Origin of the sequence: Alkalihalobacillus deserti, from assembly GCF_020734105.1 — a bacterium.
In the GTDB taxonomy this organism is placed as follows: Bacteria; Bacillota; Bacilli; order Bacillales; family Bacillaceae_D; genus Halalkalibacter; species Halalkalibacter deserti.
The window spans coordinates 83438-99520 of the sequence record NZ_JAJAFR010000003.1 but is presented as its reverse complement, the minus strand read 5'-3'; the positions used below and the strand labels follow the sequence as shown (position 1 = coordinate 99520).

Below are 16083 nucleotides of genomic sequence, written 5' to 3'. Positions count from 1 at the left end.
GTCCACGAAATTGCAATTATATCAGATGGCAAGGATAACCCATATGGACACCTTCATGACGGAGTCGTATAAAAAGTACAACATGCAGGGGAAAATATTTATTCAACTAGTATTCATGGAACTATAATCTTTCTACTAATGGCAACGACTATAGTACTTCAACAGGAGAAAAAAATAGCATTGCATCCATTCTTCTTATAATGAAGAATGGGAAATATCGAATGGTGTAAATATAAATGATGCGACAAGTGAATTAGAAAACATTATTCATAGAGGGGTATTGGTTACTTATTGAAATTCAGGATGGGGTCACTAAACAGATTGAATTAGATGAACAACAAACAGTAAAAAAACAAGAGGAAATTAAAAATAAATTGAACTTGTTACGAGCTAGAAGTACAGATAGTCGCTTTAAAAGAAAAAAACCAGATATGCTGTCACATCTAGTTTTCTCTCTTTGATTTACTTATTTAATAAGGTGCCTCCCCTATCAGTTAGGTCGCGGACCAAGTCTTTAGGTACTAAGCTTCCCCCTGTCCCCCAAACAAGATGAATAGTCTTCTTTTTTTGAATTTGATGTTTATCAAGATAACTTGAGCTTTCCAAAATAAATGGCCCGAGCATTCCTGCAAGGGCAGACGGTTCTAAAAATCTCCCTTCAGCCTTTTGCAATAAAAAAAGGAGCTTAAATAAGTCATCATCTTCAACTGTAAAGACACCACTTAACAATGGTTCCATTAGTTTCCCTACAAACGCCGATGGTCTTCCCACCGCTACCACCGGCTTCTGTCTTATTATCAATTTGAAAATCTTGAACAGAAATCGTACTATGCCTTTTGTAAGCAAACCAATTAACATCGCAGGTGGATGCGTCGGTTCAGCGAAAAAGCAATGAACCGCATCTCCAAACACATGCTTCAACCCAAAAGAAATAAACAAATAAGGGATGTTCTTGATCGACTTTTATGTTGTTTTGTTCTAACTGGTCCCTTAAACCTAAGGCAGCAACAGCATATCCAGAAAAAAGAGAAACGGAATCTTCATTATCAATAAAATGACATCGCTTTGATCATGACATTGTATCCTTCCTCTATTTACTGCCTCGCTATAGTCACCCGCGTATTCAATCACATGAACACCGTTTTTTCGTAATAAATCTTTTTTCCATTTTTTCGCGTCAGCTGACATGTGAACAGTTACTTGGAATCCTAATTTTGAACTAATCATTCCGAACTAAGTCCTAGATTTCCTGTTGAGCCAACAGCAATTGAATAGGTAGAAAACACTTGGCGGCTCTTAGGATGTAATAGTTTGGTATATGAGTCACTTTTATCATTCAAAAGTTGATGTTTAAACGCAATGCTCTCAGCAATTGAGAACACTTCATGAAAGCCTCCCCTTGCTTTAATTGAACCAGGATGAACAGGTTATGAAGTACATCGTGAAAATCAGCATTGAAGGTCAGAAGCGTATCTTATTATGAGGAAATACAATATGAACTTTTATACCTTATGTACTCTTTCTAGACTATTACATTCCCTGTTAATGTAGGCCATTTTCAATTCAAGATCACGTTTTCACTAGTACATTCGTTTGTTCTTTTTTAGTTCCGCATATGATCTATCTCTTTATTAGAATAACAACATAACTTGTAGTATACCAATAAAAGGAGGTGTTCTTCTCGATCTGATCGCCTTAACTAAGCCCCTTAACTAGCTATACGATCAGATTCATTTCTCTCTCCTTTCTAATTTTAGAGAGCGTCTCTTTAGACGCTCTTTCGCTTTTAGATTATTTTCCATGTTTTTCAAACATTTTTATTACTGACTTCGCTAAGATCATAACGCCATCTTGTAAAGCTGTTAAATCAAAATTCATATTCGGGTGATGTAAGCCAGGCGAGAGATTCGCCCCTAGTCCTACCATCGTTGCTTTTACATTCTTTTGATGCAAGGCATAAAAGTGAAAATCCTCTCCTCCTGGTGTACTGAGCGGAGGCGATGTCCCTTTTTCACCTAACGTTTCATAAATCACTTCTTGAACCAGTTCTTCCATCCACTTATTTGGAACGGCTGCAACCAGTTCTGCCAATGTTTACAGTTCTACTTCGGCACCGTTGAATCCCCCTGACGCATATACAGCTTTTTTAATTTGATCTAGAAGGACCTCCATCGCCTCATTCGTTTGTGCTCGCAAATCAATTCCAAATACAGCTTCATCTGGAATAATGTTAATATTCTTACCATTAGTTTGAACCATAGTCACTTTTGCCGAACTAGGAATAGCTGGATCCATTTTAATGGAGTTAATCGCATTTATGATAGCCGCAATCGAATCTAAAACATTAATCCCAAGATGTGGTCTAGCAGCATGGGCTTGTATCCCCTTGACTTTCCCCTTTAACACCATCGTAGCACCATGATAAATCGCTGGCGAAGCTTGTTTAAGAATTAGTTCTTGGATAGGTCTAACATGAAGACCTATCATATAATCAACATCCTTAACTACTCCTTTTTCAATAAGAGCTTTTGCTCCTTTTCCTGTTTCTTCAGCTGGTTGAAATATGACCTTTAACGTTCCTTTGGGTTGAAATCCAATATCCTTTAGCATTTTTACTGTATATAAAACCATCGTTGCATGTCCATCATGTCCACAAGAATGATTGGCCTTCCAAACTCCATCTACATTTTGCCATAGAGCATCAATATCAGCTCTTATAGCAACTGTAGGGCCATCTATATCCCCTTTCCAACTAGCTACCAAGCCAGGATGATCTTCGAAGGTCACAAAGGGAATTCCAATTTTATCAAGTTCCTTACATAGAAATTTCGTCGTTTCTATTTCTTGCCAACTTACTTCCGCGATCGAGTGAAGATGCTGATACGTTCCTTCTAGCTGATCTTTATACTGATTGATCCACTCTTCTATGTTTCTAATGACTCTCACTCCTTTTACCATTTCCAGTTTTCAATATACTCTTTTATACGAAACCATTGACACTGAACAAATTTAACTGTTACCACTAGGATCTAAATATTGTAAGCACATATGATTGAAATAGCTATTAAAACATAACACAATAAAATTTTTCTTTACTATATACAATATTCATCTCAACTCAAATTTTCTCTTTATAGATAGACTTGATGCTTATTTCTAAGCTGAAATTAGGCGAAAAGATCCATTATTTAACCTCATTTTTTTTAAGGAAAGAATTTTTCCATTATTTTGATTATTTTTTTGTGAGTTTGAATCAATTATAAGAAAGCTGTTTCATCTAGACAAACTTTAATTTCCTCCAACTTTATCTTCTACCTATCTTTCACACAGTCTACAAATTCATTTATTGTTTACAGTAATATCGGGATCATCGTCATGAAAATGATTAATAATGCTAGGAAGCCTGTTTGTAAACATTTGTAAATGTACCGACCTTTAAAAGGAAACTTAAAACTTAATAAAAGGTTAGTTCAGAGGGAGCCCTAAATAAAAATAAGTAGTGGAAAGACTATCCTTCCCACTACTACTTTATAAGATATATCTTTACATGAATCTACAGACTCTAAATAGTTCTTAATCGTCGGTTGCAAATGAAGGATTCATCATTTACTTTTTATCTTCCAATAATTTCATTGCTATATCTTTTTCAACTTGTCTTAAAATAGACAGTCTAACTTCAAATTTTAGTTTAGTCAGGGGGTTTTTGTATTAAAAAAGCATCCCACAATGGAATGCTTTTAGATGCCTGGCAACGTCCTACTCTCACAGGGGGAAGCCCCCAACTACCATCGGCGCTGAAGAGCTTAACGACCGTGTTCGGCATGGGAACGGGTGTGACCTCTTCGCTATCGCCACCAGACTTAGTATATTGAACATCGGATTCTCCTAACGAGTATCGTAGTTCACATTTGAGATGGTTCTCTCAAAACTAGATAATACATTAATAGAAACATGGTCATATTTATTCAAAATATGACGTCAAGAGTGTATTGGATAAGTCCTCGACTGATTAGTATCTGTCAGCTCCACACCAGACCTATCAACTAACTCTTACCTATTCTCGCTAGTACTTAATCAGCATAACACGGTTTTTAATTCCGCGCAATTTCATTAGAAAAATAACCCTCTGCTCTTCAGCAGCGACAATTTACATCTTAACACCTATACTTAGTTTATGCAACGTTTCTCTAAAGAAATATTGTATTAAGTAAGTGGTGCGGGTGAAGGGAGTCGAACCCCCACGTCATAAGACACTAGATCCTAAGTCTAGCGCGTCTGCCAGTTCCGCCACACCCGCATAAGAATATAATGGTGAGCCATGAAGGATTCGAACCTTCGACCCTCTGATTAAAAGTCAGATGCTCTACCAACTGAGCTAATGGCTCTAAAAAAGCAATGCCGGCCAGAGGACTTGAACCCCCAACCTACTGATTACAAGTCAGTTGCTCTACCAATTGAGCTAGGCCGGCATGAATGGTGGCTCAGGACGGAATCGAACCGCCGACACATGGATTTTCAGTCCATTGCTCTACCGACTGAGCTACTGAGCCAATTTTTAAATATAAATGGCGGTCCGGACGGGACTCGAACCCGCGACCTCCTGCGTGACAGGCAGGCATTCTAACCAACTGAACTACCGGACCATTAATGGTAATTGCGGGGGGCGGATTTGAACCACCGACCTTCGGGTTATGAGCCCGACGAGCTACCAGACTGCTCCACCCCGCGTCATTATAAGAATTGCAGATGTTATATTTAAATAAATATGGTGGAGGATGACGGGATCGAACCGCCGACCCCCTGCTTGTAAGGCAGGTGCTCTCCCAGCTGAGCTAATCCTCCATATAATTGGTGACCCGTACGGGAATCGAACCCGTGATACCGCCGTGAAAGGGCGGTGTCTTAACCGCTTGACCAACGGGCCAGAACTACTAAACTGTCAATTATTCAAACTCTATAAATGGTGGGCCTAAGTGGACTCGAACCACCGACCTCACGCTTATCAGGCGTGCGCTCTAACCAGCTGAGCTATAGGCCCTTAATTTATTGGAGCGGGTGATGAGAATCGAACTCACATCATCAGCTTGGAAGGCTGAGGTTTTACCACTAAACTACACCCGCATAGATAAATAAATGATGGTCGGGAAGACAGGATTTGAACCTGCGACCCCCTGGTCCCAAACCAGGTGCTCTACCAAGCTGAGCCACTTCCCGTTAATAAAATTACTTATTTAATAAAGTTGAAATAATGGCGCGCCCTGAGAGATTCGAACTCCCGACCTTTTGATTCGTAGTCAAACACTCTATCCAGCTGAGCTAAGGGCGCATTACTATATGGTGCCGAGGGCCGGACTTGAACCGGCACGGTAGTCACCTACCGCAGGATTTTAAGTCCTGTGTGTCTGCCAATTCCACCACCCCGGCACAGGAAACAAGATTTCTATATGGAGCGGAAGACGAGATTCGAACTCGCGACCCCCACCTTGGCAAGGTGGTGTTCTACCACTGAACTACTTCCGCATAATGGCTGGGCTAGCTGGATTCGAACCAACGCATGACGGAATCAAAATCCGTTGCCTTACCGCTTGGCGATAGCCCAATAATATATAAAAGTACTTGTCCATTTAAAAATATGGAGGAGGAAGAGGGATTCGAACCCCCGCGCGGTTTGACCCGCCTGTCGGTTTTCAAGACCGATCCCTTCAGCCAGACTTGGGTATTCCTCCAATTTAAAGATTGTAATAGTATTTATTCAATTAAATAATAGCGGCGGAGGGAGTCGAACCCACGACCTCACGGGTATGAACCGTACGCTCTAGCCAGCTGAGCTACACCGCCTCGATATTTGAAAATAATGGTGGAGCCTAGCGGGATCGAACCGCTGACCTCCTGCGTGCAAGGCAGGCGCTCTCCCAGCTGAGCTAAGGCCCCATAATAAGAGATGATTCTCTCAAAACTAGATAATACAGCAAGAAACAACATTTATCAAGATTTTTTTTGGATAAGTCCTCGACCGATTACTACTGACTTCAATCACATCATGTAACACTAAGTTTGCCGCTCTCTAGCGACAAAAATTATCTTAACACACATCTTCATTCTGTGCAACTTTTATTTTGAAGTTTTTTATTGATATCTCAACACAACTTATATAAAGGCAAAAAAATAGGATAATACAAAATTAAATTCTGTGAAACCACTGTTTTTAAGTGTTTTTCCGCTGAGATATATTAATTTATCATATATTCTTGACAAATACAAACAAATTCCGCAAAAATATTGATTACATCAGACGAACCCCTCCTATATTATTGTCGTTTATTGAATAAAAGCTAACAGCATCAACTATTTCAGTCATAACAACACTCGTATACAGAATAAACTTTTCTCTTTTTCAAAAATTTTATCGATTAACTGATCCCTCTGAGATGGAACCAAAGAGGTCCTTCTATATCCAGCCCGAGTTGTATGTAGGAGATTATTTAGTGGCGACACAAAAGGATACTTAGAGAGGGGATGCTAATAGACTGAATGTAAAATCAACATCGCTTTAGAAACGCTTGTATAATGAATGCACAATTTTTACTTATCTCGTAAAACATGAAACAATGCGATTTTAAAAATTAAAATGAGCGATACCCTAACATCACTCAGAAACTGCCTCTCAGTTGTAGGAATTAGAAGGAGGGCATGATCTCATCACTAGAAAGGTTTATGTACAATTCCTCCTAAGCTTGACTGATTATTTAATGGAGATTAACTCATCCACAAAGGATTGAACAGTCTGCTTAAAACTTCTCACGCCTGTAAAATCACCATGAAATGATAAAAATTAATAGTGATTTTATTATGAGGGATTCTTATAAGCTCTAGCCTAAACTCTAACACCGCACCATAGCGCTTAATTACGGTAGAAGTAAACTAAATTACATCACATAACCGACACCAGAATAATCTCAATCTTAATTCTATCAAACTGCATCAATTCCCTTAGAATTAATGCAGTTTGATAAATAATACTTGCGAATAGGAAGATTAGTTAACACACTCCGCAAACTGATTGTGCTGTTATTTCCTAACTCTAATTACCCCTCACTATAAACATCTTTAGTTTCTTCTTGAATTGTTATGTGAGGGTCTTTTAATTTTTGTCTTGCAAATAGAAGTACGCAACTAAACAAAAATGCTGAAAAGTAAAACTCAGCAAACGGCTTCCAGTTAAATAAGAATGTACCTATCATCGGACCAGCCGCCATTCCTAAATACCTCAAGAAATTATAAACTCCAATAGCGGTAGCTCGTTTCTCAATAAAAGTATTGGTAAGAAGCGTTGTTTGGATTGGTGAACACACTCCCATACACAACCCGAATAATGCAAGAGAAATGTTTAATAGAAACAGCGATACAGGAGCTAAAAATATATAAAGGAGAATTGCTAAAATACCTAAAGAAGCACAAGTAACAATTAGCTTCTTCGGAAGAACATATTCTTGTAATCTTCCTCCTACTAAATTTCCTATTACGACCGTTAAAGATAAAGGTAAGAAAACCCACCCGATCTGAATGGTTGTTAATAAATAAGTTTCTTTTAAAAGGTTTGGCATAAAAACGAGAAATTGATAGAACGTGTAGTATTGAATAAAACCTAATACGACCACAACCATTCCCACTCGATTGTTCAAAACGATTCCAAAATCTCTTAAACTAAATCTCCCAATATCACCTTGCCCTATTTTCGTTTCAGGTAAAAAATACATATTTAACAAGGCTAAGATAATTCCAAAAAAGGTCAGAATCCAAAAGACACCTTCAAATGTAGTATAACCCCCAATTAAACCACCAATTATAGGGCCTAATACAGGACCAAGTGAAACAAACATCTGAAAGGTTCCCATCGACCTACCTAGCGCTTTCCCTTCAAATAAATCACCAATTACAGTGGTGGCGACTACCGAACCAACTGCAATACCAGCTGCTTGAATGGCACGAAAAAATAATAACATCCAAATAGACGCTGACAAGGCAGCCCCAAATGACCCTACGATATAAATAAATATACCAGGTAAGAGAAGTTTTTTCCTTCCAAATCTATCAACTAAAGGCCCATATAAGACTTGCATCAAGGCAAGCACAAGGGTAAAAATAGAGATGGTCAAATTAACAACAAACTCTGAAGAACCAAAATGCTGTTGAACTTCAGGAATTAAAGGCACGTAAATAGTTTGAGTGAAGGGCCCAAAAAAAGCAGCTAATGAAACTAAAATAACAATCCATCTTTTATTCAATATGCTTCCCACACTTTCAAGACAAAAAAATTAGAGGCAAATTCACTTTATGAAATCTCACCATCCCTCACCTTTGTTTTCTTCTGTGTTATACTATCAGCAATTCAGAAACTAGCTACCCTTACCTTCATACGCAACAGAAGAAAAAAATCGGTTACCAGTACCGAAGAAAACATCCTCCTCATAAGAATATTAATTCAGTTTGTTTTAAACCATTCAGAGTGTCTCTACTTGTATTTTCTTTATCCATTTATCAGCCTTATTCTAGCTTTGTAACCCCTAGAATTGATTACATTTTTACTTGCTACTGAAAAATGTTGGTTTCACCTTTTTAAAATCTCCTACATTTTCCTGTATTCCCTTTTAATTTTGCTCCTCATATACAAACTCTATTTCTTCATTTCTTCGGCTATATTTCACTTTTAAGTCATATCCTTTAAAATACCAAATATCTTCTTCTGCAATAACAAAGATAAGACCCTCTACTTCTTCTTTTGCTCCAATTGAAAAAGGGGTCTCTGTCTCATGAGTTATCCCTAAAGAAAATCCACTTTGAATGGAGCCACATCCGCCATATCTCGCAAAAAATCGGACGTACTCTCCTTCACCTTTTAAATTTAATTCATCCTTAAACCACTGAATCGCTGGCTTTGTAATTTGTATATTCAATGAAGACCACTCCTTTTAATATCCTTTATTATCATATCAACTTATTTTATCGTTTGTCTACGAAAGACTGTTATCGTCAAAATCAGCAATACACCAAAAAAGTTTCCCACTGTCAACATTTTAGAGACTTTGCATACTATATAGAAAAGCTAAAGGAGAGATAACATGAGTATTTCAAAAAAAACAGTGTATTATGCTCAGCTTTTTGAAAAGATAGGGATTTTATCAGAGACACAAAAGGAAGAGTTATTAAAAACGATAAATAAAAACAAGAATACAAAAAAAAAATCTGACCTTAAGACATAATTTAGATCATACCTGTCGATCTACGTCTTAAGGCCAGACTTTTGTTATTTTACAAATTGATCAATCGTCTCAACCAGTTTCACTATTTCAGGTTTGCTAACTTGAGCATTCGCTCCGACTCTTTCGCCTTTATGAAATAAATCATTTGTGATAAGAGAAGAGAAAATTAGAACAGGTATATGAGATAATAACTGATTCTCTTTTATCTTAACAGTTAAATGGTGCCCATCCATTTGTGGCATCTCAATATCTGTAATAATCAAATCAATACTCTTACGTACTTCTTCCATCCCCTCTTCGGCCAATAATTCAAGAAACTCCCAAGCACTTTTTCCATTTTCAAAAAATTGTAAGCTACCATAACCTGCTTCTGATAACGTATCCTGCAACAACTTCCTAAGAATTGCGGAGTCCTCAGCAATTAAAATTCGTTTGGTTGAACGTTGCCTCGGACCTAAAGCATTAATTTTGCAATGGATACCCCTGATTCTGGATTGATATCGACAACAATCTTTTCAAAATCTAATAGTAAAGCCATCAAATCATCCATTTTTACAATTCCGATTGTTGGACTTAAACTACCTTGGGAGAGTTCACTTGGCTTTTCAATTTGTTCCCAAGAGATACGATGTATTCGAGAAACACCATGAACATGAAAAGCTACCTTTGTCTGATTAAGTTCAGAAATAATAAACTTATCATGATTGGGATTTAGGTAAATTCAATACTTCGGCTAAATTGTCAACAGGAATGACCTCTTGACGTAATCGAATGATTCCTTCAACATGTTTATGACCATTTGGCGTTTCCGTAACGGGCATAGGATTAATGATCTCTCTTACTTTTAGAACATTGATACCAAATGTACTATTCCCTACTGAAAACAGAACGATTTCAAGTTCGTTAGTCCCACTTTCTAATAAAATATTGCCTTGATTTACTTTGCTCATGTTACTTCCCCCAATGATTGGAGTAATTATAATTAACCAATACCAATTACCTATATTCTATAATTGAATCCTTAAATCAGCAAGAGAATTTTAAACACTAAAAAAAGATGGCCTAAGCCACAAATCCCAATTTAACAAAAAGGAAAAGTCGCTTATAAGCCACCTACTCTTATGAAAGATGAATCGTAATCTCACTAGCTTCACGTAAATCTTCTAATAATTGAACGGTTTGTTCTTGTTCTTGCTGACTTTGTAAACCGGTTTGTAACTCCTCTCTGTAATCATCAAACTCAGGAACTTCAGTTTCATCCTCAACATTCGTAAGTATTTCATCATAGGCTGCTTGAAGTTCTTCCTCAGAAGCATCTTTCACATTAATATTTTGCTGAATATATTTATCACGTTTTAGATATTCGACAATGTCATCGCGAAGTTCGTCCATTGTTACACCTTGCTCGGCAATAAGCTCTTGAAGTTCTGCTTCAGTCTCTAGTTGAAATTCTGCAAGAATTGACTTGATTTCTTGGTCAATCTCTTCCTCTGTTACTTTGAGATTCTCTTCATTAGCCGCTTGAACAATTAATCTTTCATTAACAAGCTGTTGTATCGTACTTTCTTTGATCATTTCTAAGTAACCTTTACCTTCTTCACTTTCTAAATCAATGCCTTGCATCATCATTTGGCTAGCTTGTTGCTGCAAATAAGACACATAAATTCCCTTTTCAATATCCTCACCATTAACAGTAGCAATGATATCTGGAATATTTTCTGTATCAATGATCGATCCCATATCCTGCTCTTCAGTTACTGGTTCTTCTTCTGGTGTTGCAACTGCTTCTTCTTGCTCCGGTTCATCTCCACCGCATGCAGCTAATCCAATTGCTAGTGCTAAAATACCAAAACCCATCGTTACTTTTTTCAATCTAATCAATCTCCTTTCTTGTCCTTAAGCCTTTTGCCATTGTATCATATTTAACTATTCATTTCAGAAACATAAGCCTTCTATACTATTTCATTAACCTCCCACTTTAGGGAATGTGAAAACTTATGAAAGAATATTTTTAATAAACACTAATCTATCAAGATTTCAATCAATTTTGGGACCACTATATCAAAAATATTGTAAAAAGAGTAAGAGTGACTATTGAAATAGTCACTCTTACTCTTTTTCTTATTACCTAGCAACAGTCTTGACCCTCACTAAGCAAAACAAGACCTGGTTGACCTTCTGTTTCTTGGTAATCCAGAGTTATATCTGCCACATGTGGAACAACCTCTTTTTCTATTGCTACATTAATACCATTAATGACTTCATGTTGATCCGATTCTGCTGGCTCATCCAGAGCTAGCCCTAATTTAGGACCCCCTCAACCCATACCAGCAAAAACAACACGTACCGTATTTAATCCGTGTTCGTTCATCGTCTCTTGAAGAAATGTTTTAGCGCGATCTGTAATTTTCATATCATTCACCTCGCTTTTCTACTTTTTCATTATAACGAAATTATCGAAAAATTTCACGTCACACGTTCTATCAATTGTTCAAAGTTGCCTCTAAGAAAACGTTGTACTTGAGAAGATGAATAATATTTTAATAATTCATTCACAAGGTTTTGATAGTCCCCACTATGACTTAGATCAACAACCTTTTCAATAATACCATCAAAATCAGATCCAAACCCAATATAATGTTCTGCTCCTAGTGAACACATGTAATCGAGATGATTCAAAACATCTTGGATCGTAGATGGCCTTTCAGTAGATTTAATAAAGGCTGGGCAAAAAACAAGCCCAATATACCCTTCTTTTTCTATAAGTGCTTGAATTTGATCATCATATAAGTTTCTCTGATGATCACAAAGATGCCTTGAATTGGAATGAGAGGCAATCGGGAATGCCGCCAATTCCATGACATCCCAAAACCCATGGATACTCAAGTGCGATACATCCGTTAATACTTGATTCTTATTATTCATGTGAACAAGTTCTTTTCCTAATAGAGTAAGTCCCGCTCCTCTGGGCTCACCGACTCCATCTGCCACTAAATTTGCTTGATTCCAAGTTAATCCGATAGAAATGACTCCTAATCGATGAAGAATGGTGAGTTTCGTCAAGTCATCACCAATTGCATCAACGCCTTCAAGAGATAGAACAGCTCCAATCTGACCTTTTTCTAAATCTTTTAATTCAGACCAATTTCGAATATGCCGAAATAAAGAACTTGAACCAAGGACTTTCTTATGGAAAAGTTCAATTTGCTCTAATACAACTTGAAACTTTTGATCTTGCTTAATATGTGGCTCAACAAAAATAGCAAAAATCTGAACCCTCACATCACCAGCTACTAACCGATTAACGTTAGCATCCACTTCAGCTGAACTAATGTAATTACGGTTAGGATTTTCCCAAAGCTTAAGTAATGCATCACAATGAGTATCGATTACCCCTACTCTCACTATGTTTTCCCCCTCTATACTGAGCATTAAGCCTTGCACATTTATAAGCTACCATTCATACATATATACTAATTAACGATATAAAAGAGGTGACACCAAATGTCTGATCAACAGCCTTGGTCAAAAAAATTACCCAAAGGTTATCATGGCATCTTAAAATCCATAGACAATTTCTTTCAGCAAACGTATGACAATATCCAAGACAATCCTTTATTTCTAGCACCAATTCCAGTCAATATATTCGAGGATGAGAAAACGTTTGTCATTGAAGCAGAACTACCAGGAGTTGAGAAAAGACAAATTGCACTAGATATTTATCGGCAAGCTATTCGCATTCAGATCACTCAAGATGAGCGTTCCGAAATCATAGACGAGACAAAAGGGATTACAGAAAGCAGAGGCCATACTCAAGTTCGACAACGTGTTATTCCAGTCCCTTTTATCATAGAAGAACAAAATGTAAGAGCTAGTTATAAAAATGGGTTACTTCGTATCTTAATCCCAAATAAGCGAAAACAAATACCAATTGATTAAGGAGGTAGATTAGGATGTTTCAACCTAATCCACATAGACCGATGAATCATCATTACCCTCACCACCAAGGTCCTTTTCCGCAGCAACAACAGTATTCTCATCACCCTATGCAAATGCATGGATTCATGCCTAAGCAACCGCACACCCCATTTCAAGGGCCAAAAATGGGCATGGCGCAACAGCAACCACCTGGTTTTACACCAAGCAAACCATCCTTCTTTAAAACTGCTTTTACGAACGAAAGTGGCAACTTTGACATGGGGAAAACCGTTAATACTGTTGACCAAGTGATGAAAACGATGCACCAAGTATCTCCAATAGTGAAACAGGTAAGCAGCTTCTTTATTAAGAAATAATTAGACTGTTTTCATCTGCAAGGCATAAGCAAGTGTTTGATTGGCATTTATTAATTTGAGCCCTTGTGATGGAACAAAATCAATTTTCACAAAGGCACCTATTTCATCACTTGCTTTATCATCATAGATAAATAAAAGATCATGTAATTTCACATATGAATCAGTGTTCCTCGGCTCATCCAGAGCGAGGTCGTACTCAATCATCGTGCTTCATTCAAATGTGTCTATCGCTCTAATGCGAACCGCTTTTTCCTTGATATTTAAACTTAGGAGATAGTTTAATCCACGATCTGTTAAAATAATTTCCACCATTGCACTTCCTTTCTTTTTCTAATCATCGATTAAGAGGCTAACTACGATTAGCCTCTTCCTATGCTCTCTTTCTCGACTTCTGAAAGAAAAACAAGCCGATCTTACCAAGCAGTGCACTTCCTCCTAGGATGAAGTAAAAAGTTGAAATTGAAGTTAATTCTATAATATTCCCACCTAAAAGGGAACCAATGTGACGTTACCGCGAATCCTAATGAAGCCCATAATCGGATCCGACCAAAACTTACCTTCTGTTGAACAGTAGTTTTTTGAGCAAGTGAATCTCCGAGTGCGGTTGTTGGAGAGACGAAGAAAAGCAACACCGATCAATGCAATAAGAATCATTTTCTTAATACTTTTATACTTGTCGCTTAAATAACCCCTAAAATCGTCGCGCATGGACCAATGGCCATTAACATACCGACTTGCGATCCTGCCAATCCCTGTCCTTAAAGAAAATGGGTATATATCCATTTATGATGGTTATCGTGGAATGCGCAAAAAAGAGATAGGCCATTAAATGATAAACAGATTTATTACCCATAGATAACTCCCTTGTTTAAATTCTACATATATTATTTATTAGGTAATCCTTTCGTCTCCTTAATTTGCTATTCATGTGCTCCAAATAAAATGAAAAGGTCTGACCTCTTTTGGATAATTCTCCAACTTCGATCAGACCGATACTTCACAATAAGCCCTCTTGCTCAAACAGATACTCATATGGAATATCCAGAAATAAAAATAAATTATCCGTTATTGGATATGAATACGTCCTAATTCGTTCATCGCGCTCAATGTCTGTGTAGAGATCTGATAAAAATCCTCGTTTTTCAATATTCATCCTGACGATGTTTTCTAGAAAATACGGACGCCAACTCCAGTTTTTAAAGCGTCCTTCTTCAATAAGCTTCCACTCATTTGCCGTATCCTTCTCCAGGTTAGACGATTGTTGAAATCCTTCTGCATCACAAACGTAAATACGGAAGGCATAACGATTCAAATCCTTAGCTACGGTTTTAATCATCTCATCATAGGTATCTTCTGATCTAATTTGTTTCATAGTCTGTTTTAACTGGAGGTTAAGATTGTTTGTTAATGTAAATTGAGCCTCCATTTTTTTTCGTTCATAGACAATGAAGTGGTGGAACAGCTTCTGCATTTTTTCTTTACAACAGTAAACATCCACGAACGTCGGGTTCGGTGATTCTAGATAATAGCCCTGATAATAACGACCACCATTTCTCCATGAATAATTAAGCTGATTGAAAGTAGAAATCCCCTCGAAAAGCAATGTTGCTCCTATTTTCCTCGAGAGCATCGATAATGACTGATGTACTTCAGAGTATAGATGAGGCAATTCCTCATCTTCCATAAAGGTCACGTCAACCTTCACAATGTTCGGCTTTAACTTAGCGATTAAATCTAAATTGCTGCCATTATGGCCAACATCATCAATAGCTAATCTAAATCCTAAGCTCTGAATGTAATAAAAGAGATGCCTATGTTCATCCACGTACTCAATTAAATCTTCTTCTTTTAATTCCAATACAATCTGTTGCGATTTTAAGCCCTTTTTCTGATATGGTTCTATCAGTTTTAAAAAGGTTTCGCCATTATCCTTAACAAAAAGAGAAGCATCATAATTAAAGAATAGAATAGTAGATTGATCTGTTTCTATATAAGCATCAAGTGCTAGCTTTTGAATATGATCATTTAATTCCATTCGATATTCATCAGGAATGCTTTTATCTTGAAAAAACCAACCTAAACTTTCTATACCTTCGGCCGTTTTCATTCTCGCAAGAACCTCAAACCCAACGACAAGCTGTTTATCAGCACTGAAAATAGGTTGAAAGAATGGGATTACTTGATCTTTATTCATCATAACGTCTAAAGGATCCATTGCTCCACCTCCTACTGACTAAGACGTAGACGTCTTTCATCTGTCTAACAGTAGCATTCCGCTCATAATAGCAATCTTATTATATCATAGCTGATTAAAAATGAAGAGATGAGACATCCTATTATTTATTTTTTTCATATCTATAATCTGTCTATAGTTTTTCAAGACGTCTGTCGCCATAGAGCCCGTTTTAAAAGAACTACAACGTTTAACTCAATAAATTCTTACTAGCAGGAAAAGGAACTCAATGGGATCCTACATTTGTAGATTATCTTGCTGAATGGGACTATGAGGAATATGGTGTAAAGCCTGA

Annotated in this window: 15 protein-coding genes, 18 tRNA genes, 1 rRNA gene and 1 pseudogene; 3 read left to right on the top strand and 32 right to left on the bottom strand. The window is 37.2% G+C overall.

Annotated elements, in window-relative coordinates:
- Window positions 1–462 precede the first annotated feature (462 nt).
- From LDX58_RS06870 to LDX58_RS06750, 25 genes are all read right to left on the bottom strand, one after another.
- The gene (locus LDX58_RS06870; RefSeq protein ID WP_227936093.1) at window positions 463–771 is read right to left on the bottom strand and encodes a PALP domain-containing protein; all 309 of its coding nucleotides are present in this window, start codon (window positions 769–771) and stop codon (window positions 463–465) included.
- A gap of 225 nt (window positions 772–996) precedes the next feature.
- Window positions 997–1227 (bottom strand): hypothetical protein, encoded by a 231-nt coding sequence (locus tag LDX58_RS06865; RefSeq protein ID WP_227936092.1) that lies wholly within the window; start codon window positions 1225–1227, stop codon window positions 997–999.
- Window positions 1228–1791: 564 nt separating this feature from the next.
- Window positions 1792–2091, bottom strand: a complete 300-nt coding sequence (locus LDX58_RS06860) for a M20/M25/M40 family metallo-hydrolase (RefSeq protein ID WP_227936091.1) — start codon at window positions 2089–2091, stop codon at window positions 1792–1794.
- A 3-nt stretch (window positions 2092–2094) separates the two neighbouring features.
- The gene (locus LDX58_RS06855) at window positions 2095–2946 is read right to left on the bottom strand and encodes an amidohydrolase (RefSeq protein ID WP_227936090.1); all 852 of its coding nucleotides are present in this window, start codon (window positions 2944–2946) and stop codon (window positions 2095–2097) included.
- A 797-nt stretch (window positions 2947–3743) separates the two neighbouring features.
- Window positions 3744–3859 (bottom strand): 5S ribosomal RNA (gene rrf / locus LDX58_RS06850).
- Between the two features lie 353 nt (window positions 3860–4212).
- Window positions 4213–4297, bottom strand: a tRNA-Leu gene (locus LDX58_RS06845).
- Between the two features lie 12 nt (window positions 4298–4309).
- Window positions 4310–4385: transfer RNA gene (locus LDX58_RS06840), tRNA-Lys, on the bottom strand.
- An 11-nt stretch (window positions 4386–4396) separates the two neighbouring features.
- Window positions 4397–4469, bottom strand: a tRNA-Thr gene (locus tag LDX58_RS06835).
- A 5-nt stretch (window positions 4470–4474) separates the two neighbouring features.
- Window positions 4475–4550 (bottom strand) — tRNA-Phe (locus tag LDX58_RS06830).
- A gap of 16 nt (window positions 4551–4566) precedes the next feature.
- A tRNA-Asp gene (locus tag LDX58_RS06825) sits at window positions 4567–4643 on the bottom strand.
- A gap of 11 nt (window positions 4644–4654) precedes the next feature.
- Window positions 4655–4728 (bottom strand) — tRNA-Met (locus tag LDX58_RS06820).
- Between the two features lie 38 nt (window positions 4729–4766).
- Window positions 4767–4842 (bottom strand) — tRNA-Val (locus LDX58_RS06815).
- A 7-nt stretch (window positions 4843–4849) separates the two neighbouring features.
- Window positions 4850–4924, bottom strand: a tRNA-Glu gene (locus LDX58_RS06810).
- A 37-nt stretch (window positions 4925–4961) separates the two neighbouring features.
- Window positions 4962–5038 (bottom strand) — tRNA-Ile (locus LDX58_RS06805).
- A 9-nt stretch (window positions 5039–5047) separates the two neighbouring features.
- Window positions 5048–5121, bottom strand: a tRNA-Gly gene (locus tag LDX58_RS06800).
- A gap of 16 nt (window positions 5122–5137) precedes the next feature.
- Window positions 5138–5214: transfer RNA gene (locus LDX58_RS06795), tRNA-Pro, on the bottom strand.
- Between the two features lie 35 nt (window positions 5215–5249).
- Window positions 5250–5326, bottom strand: a tRNA-Arg gene (locus LDX58_RS06790).
- 9 nt (window positions 5327–5335) lie between these two features.
- Window positions 5336–5424: transfer RNA gene (locus LDX58_RS06785), tRNA-Leu, on the bottom strand.
- Window positions 5425–5445: 21 nt separating this feature from the next.
- Window positions 5446–5520: transfer RNA gene (locus LDX58_RS06780), tRNA-Gly, on the bottom strand.
- A gap of 4 nt (window positions 5521–5524) precedes the next feature.
- Window positions 5525–5599: transfer RNA gene (locus tag LDX58_RS06775), tRNA-Gln, on the bottom strand.
- Window positions 5600–5633: 34 nt separating this feature from the next.
- Window positions 5634–5726, bottom strand: a tRNA-Ser gene (locus LDX58_RS06770).
- A gap of 38 nt (window positions 5727–5764) precedes the next feature.
- Window positions 5765–5838, bottom strand: a tRNA-Met gene (locus LDX58_RS06765).
- 17 nt (window positions 5839–5855) lie between these two features.
- Window positions 5856–5931 (bottom strand) — tRNA-Ala (locus tag LDX58_RS06760).
- 1154 nt (window positions 5932–7085) lie between these two features.
- A complete protein-coding gene (locus LDX58_RS06755) occupies window positions 7086–8285 on the bottom strand; it encodes an MFS transporter (protein WP_265416593.1) in 1200 nt (399 codons plus the stop codon).
- A gap of 363 nt (window positions 8286–8648) precedes the next feature.
- Window positions 8649–8954 (bottom strand): HesB/YadR/YfhF family protein, encoded by a 306-nt coding sequence (locus tag LDX58_RS06750; protein ID WP_227936088.1) that lies wholly within the window; start codon window positions 8952–8954, stop codon window positions 8649–8651.
- 165 nt (window positions 8955–9119) lie between these two features.
- On the opposite strand from LDX58_RS06750, the gene LDX58_RS06745 reads away from it, so the two are divergent.
- Window positions 9120–9260, top strand: coding sequence for a hypothetical protein (locus LDX58_RS06745; RefSeq protein ID WP_227936087.1), 141 nt, complete (start codon window positions 9120–9122; stop codon window positions 9258–9260).
- 44 nt (window positions 9261–9304) lie between these two features.
- Here the strand turns inward: LDX58_RS06745 and LDX58_RS06740 are convergent.
- From LDX58_RS06740 to LDX58_RS06730, 4 genes and pseudogenes are all read right to left on the bottom strand, one after another.
- Window positions 9305–10210 (bottom strand): annotated as a pseudogene (locus LDX58_RS06740) (chemotaxis protein).
- A gap of 169 nt (window positions 10211–10379) precedes the next feature.
- The gene (locus LDX58_RS06735; RefSeq protein WP_227936086.1) at window positions 10380–11132 is read right to left on the bottom strand and encodes a SurA N-terminal domain-containing protein; all 753 of its coding nucleotides are present in this window, start codon (window positions 11130–11132) and stop codon (window positions 10380–10382) included.
- A 256-nt stretch (window positions 11133–11388) separates the two neighbouring features.
- On the bottom strand, window positions 11389–11673 hold the full coding sequence (locus LDX58_RS26965) for an iron-sulfur cluster assembly accessory protein (RefSeq protein WP_443627127.1): 285 nt from the start codon (window positions 11671–11673) through the stop codon (window positions 11389–11391).
- Window positions 11674–11726: 53 nt separating this feature from the next.
- Window positions 11727–12665 (bottom strand): dipeptidase, encoded by a 939-nt coding sequence (locus LDX58_RS06730; RefSeq protein ID WP_308017476.1) that lies wholly within the window; start codon window positions 12663–12665, stop codon window positions 11727–11729.
- 99 nt (window positions 12666–12764) lie between these two features.
- On the opposite strand from LDX58_RS06730, the gene LDX58_RS06725 reads away from it, so the two are divergent.
- Window positions 12765–13199 (top strand): Hsp20/alpha crystallin family protein, encoded by a 435-nt coding sequence (locus LDX58_RS06725; protein WP_227936085.1) that lies wholly within the window; start codon window positions 12765–12767, stop codon window positions 13197–13199.
- A gap of 14 nt (window positions 13200–13213) precedes the next feature.
- A complete protein-coding gene (locus LDX58_RS06720; RefSeq protein WP_227936084.1) occupies window positions 13214–13555 on the top strand; it encodes a YppG family protein in 342 nt (113 codons plus the stop codon).
- Here LDX58_RS06720 and LDX58_RS06715 read toward each other — a convergent pair whose 3' ends face one another.
- The 3 genes from LDX58_RS06715 to LDX58_RS06705 form a co-directional block, all read right to left on the bottom strand.
- Window positions 13556–13759 (bottom strand): hypothetical protein, encoded by a 204-nt coding sequence (locus LDX58_RS06715; RefSeq protein ID WP_227936083.1) that lies wholly within the window; start codon window positions 13757–13759, stop codon window positions 13556–13558.
- 209 nt (window positions 13760–13968) lie between these two features.
- Complete coding sequence (locus LDX58_RS06710) at window positions 13969–14187, bottom strand: MFS transporter (protein ID WP_227936082.1); 219 nt, start codon at window positions 14185–14187, stop codon at window positions 13969–13971.
- A 365-nt stretch (window positions 14188–14552) separates the two neighbouring features.
- Window positions 14553–15770 (bottom strand): EAL domain-containing protein, encoded by a 1218-nt coding sequence (locus LDX58_RS06705; RefSeq protein WP_227936081.1) that lies wholly within the window; start codon window positions 15768–15770, stop codon window positions 14553–14555.
- Window positions 15771–16083 lie beyond the last annotated feature (313 nt).

What these genes read in the sequence shown, in the direction of transcription:
- LDX58_RS06745 (WP_227936087.1), top strand. Translation starts at nt 9,120, where the DNA reads ATGAGTATTTCAAAAAAAACAGTGTATTATGCTCAGCTTTTTGAAAAG.
- LDX58_RS06725 (WP_227936085.1), top strand. Translation starts at nt 12,765, where the DNA reads ATGTCTGATCAACAGCCTTGGTCAAAAAAATTACCCAAAGGTTATCAT.
- LDX58_RS06720 (WP_227936084.1), top strand. Translation starts at nt 13,214, where the DNA reads ATGTTTCAACCTAATCCACATAGACCGATGAATCATCATTACCCTCAC.
- LDX58_RS06865 (WP_227936092.1), bottom strand. Translation starts at nt 1,227, where the DNA reads ATGATTAGTTCAAAATTAGGATTCCAAGTAACTGTTCACATGTCAGCT.
- LDX58_RS06715 (WP_227936083.1), bottom strand. Translation starts at nt 13,759, where the DNA reads ATGATTGAGTACGACCTCGCTCTGGATGAGCCGAGGAACACTGATTCA.
- LDX58_RS06705 (WP_227936081.1), bottom strand. Translation starts at nt 15,770, where the DNA reads ATGGATCCTTTAGACGTTATGATGAATAAAGATCAAGTAATCCCATTC.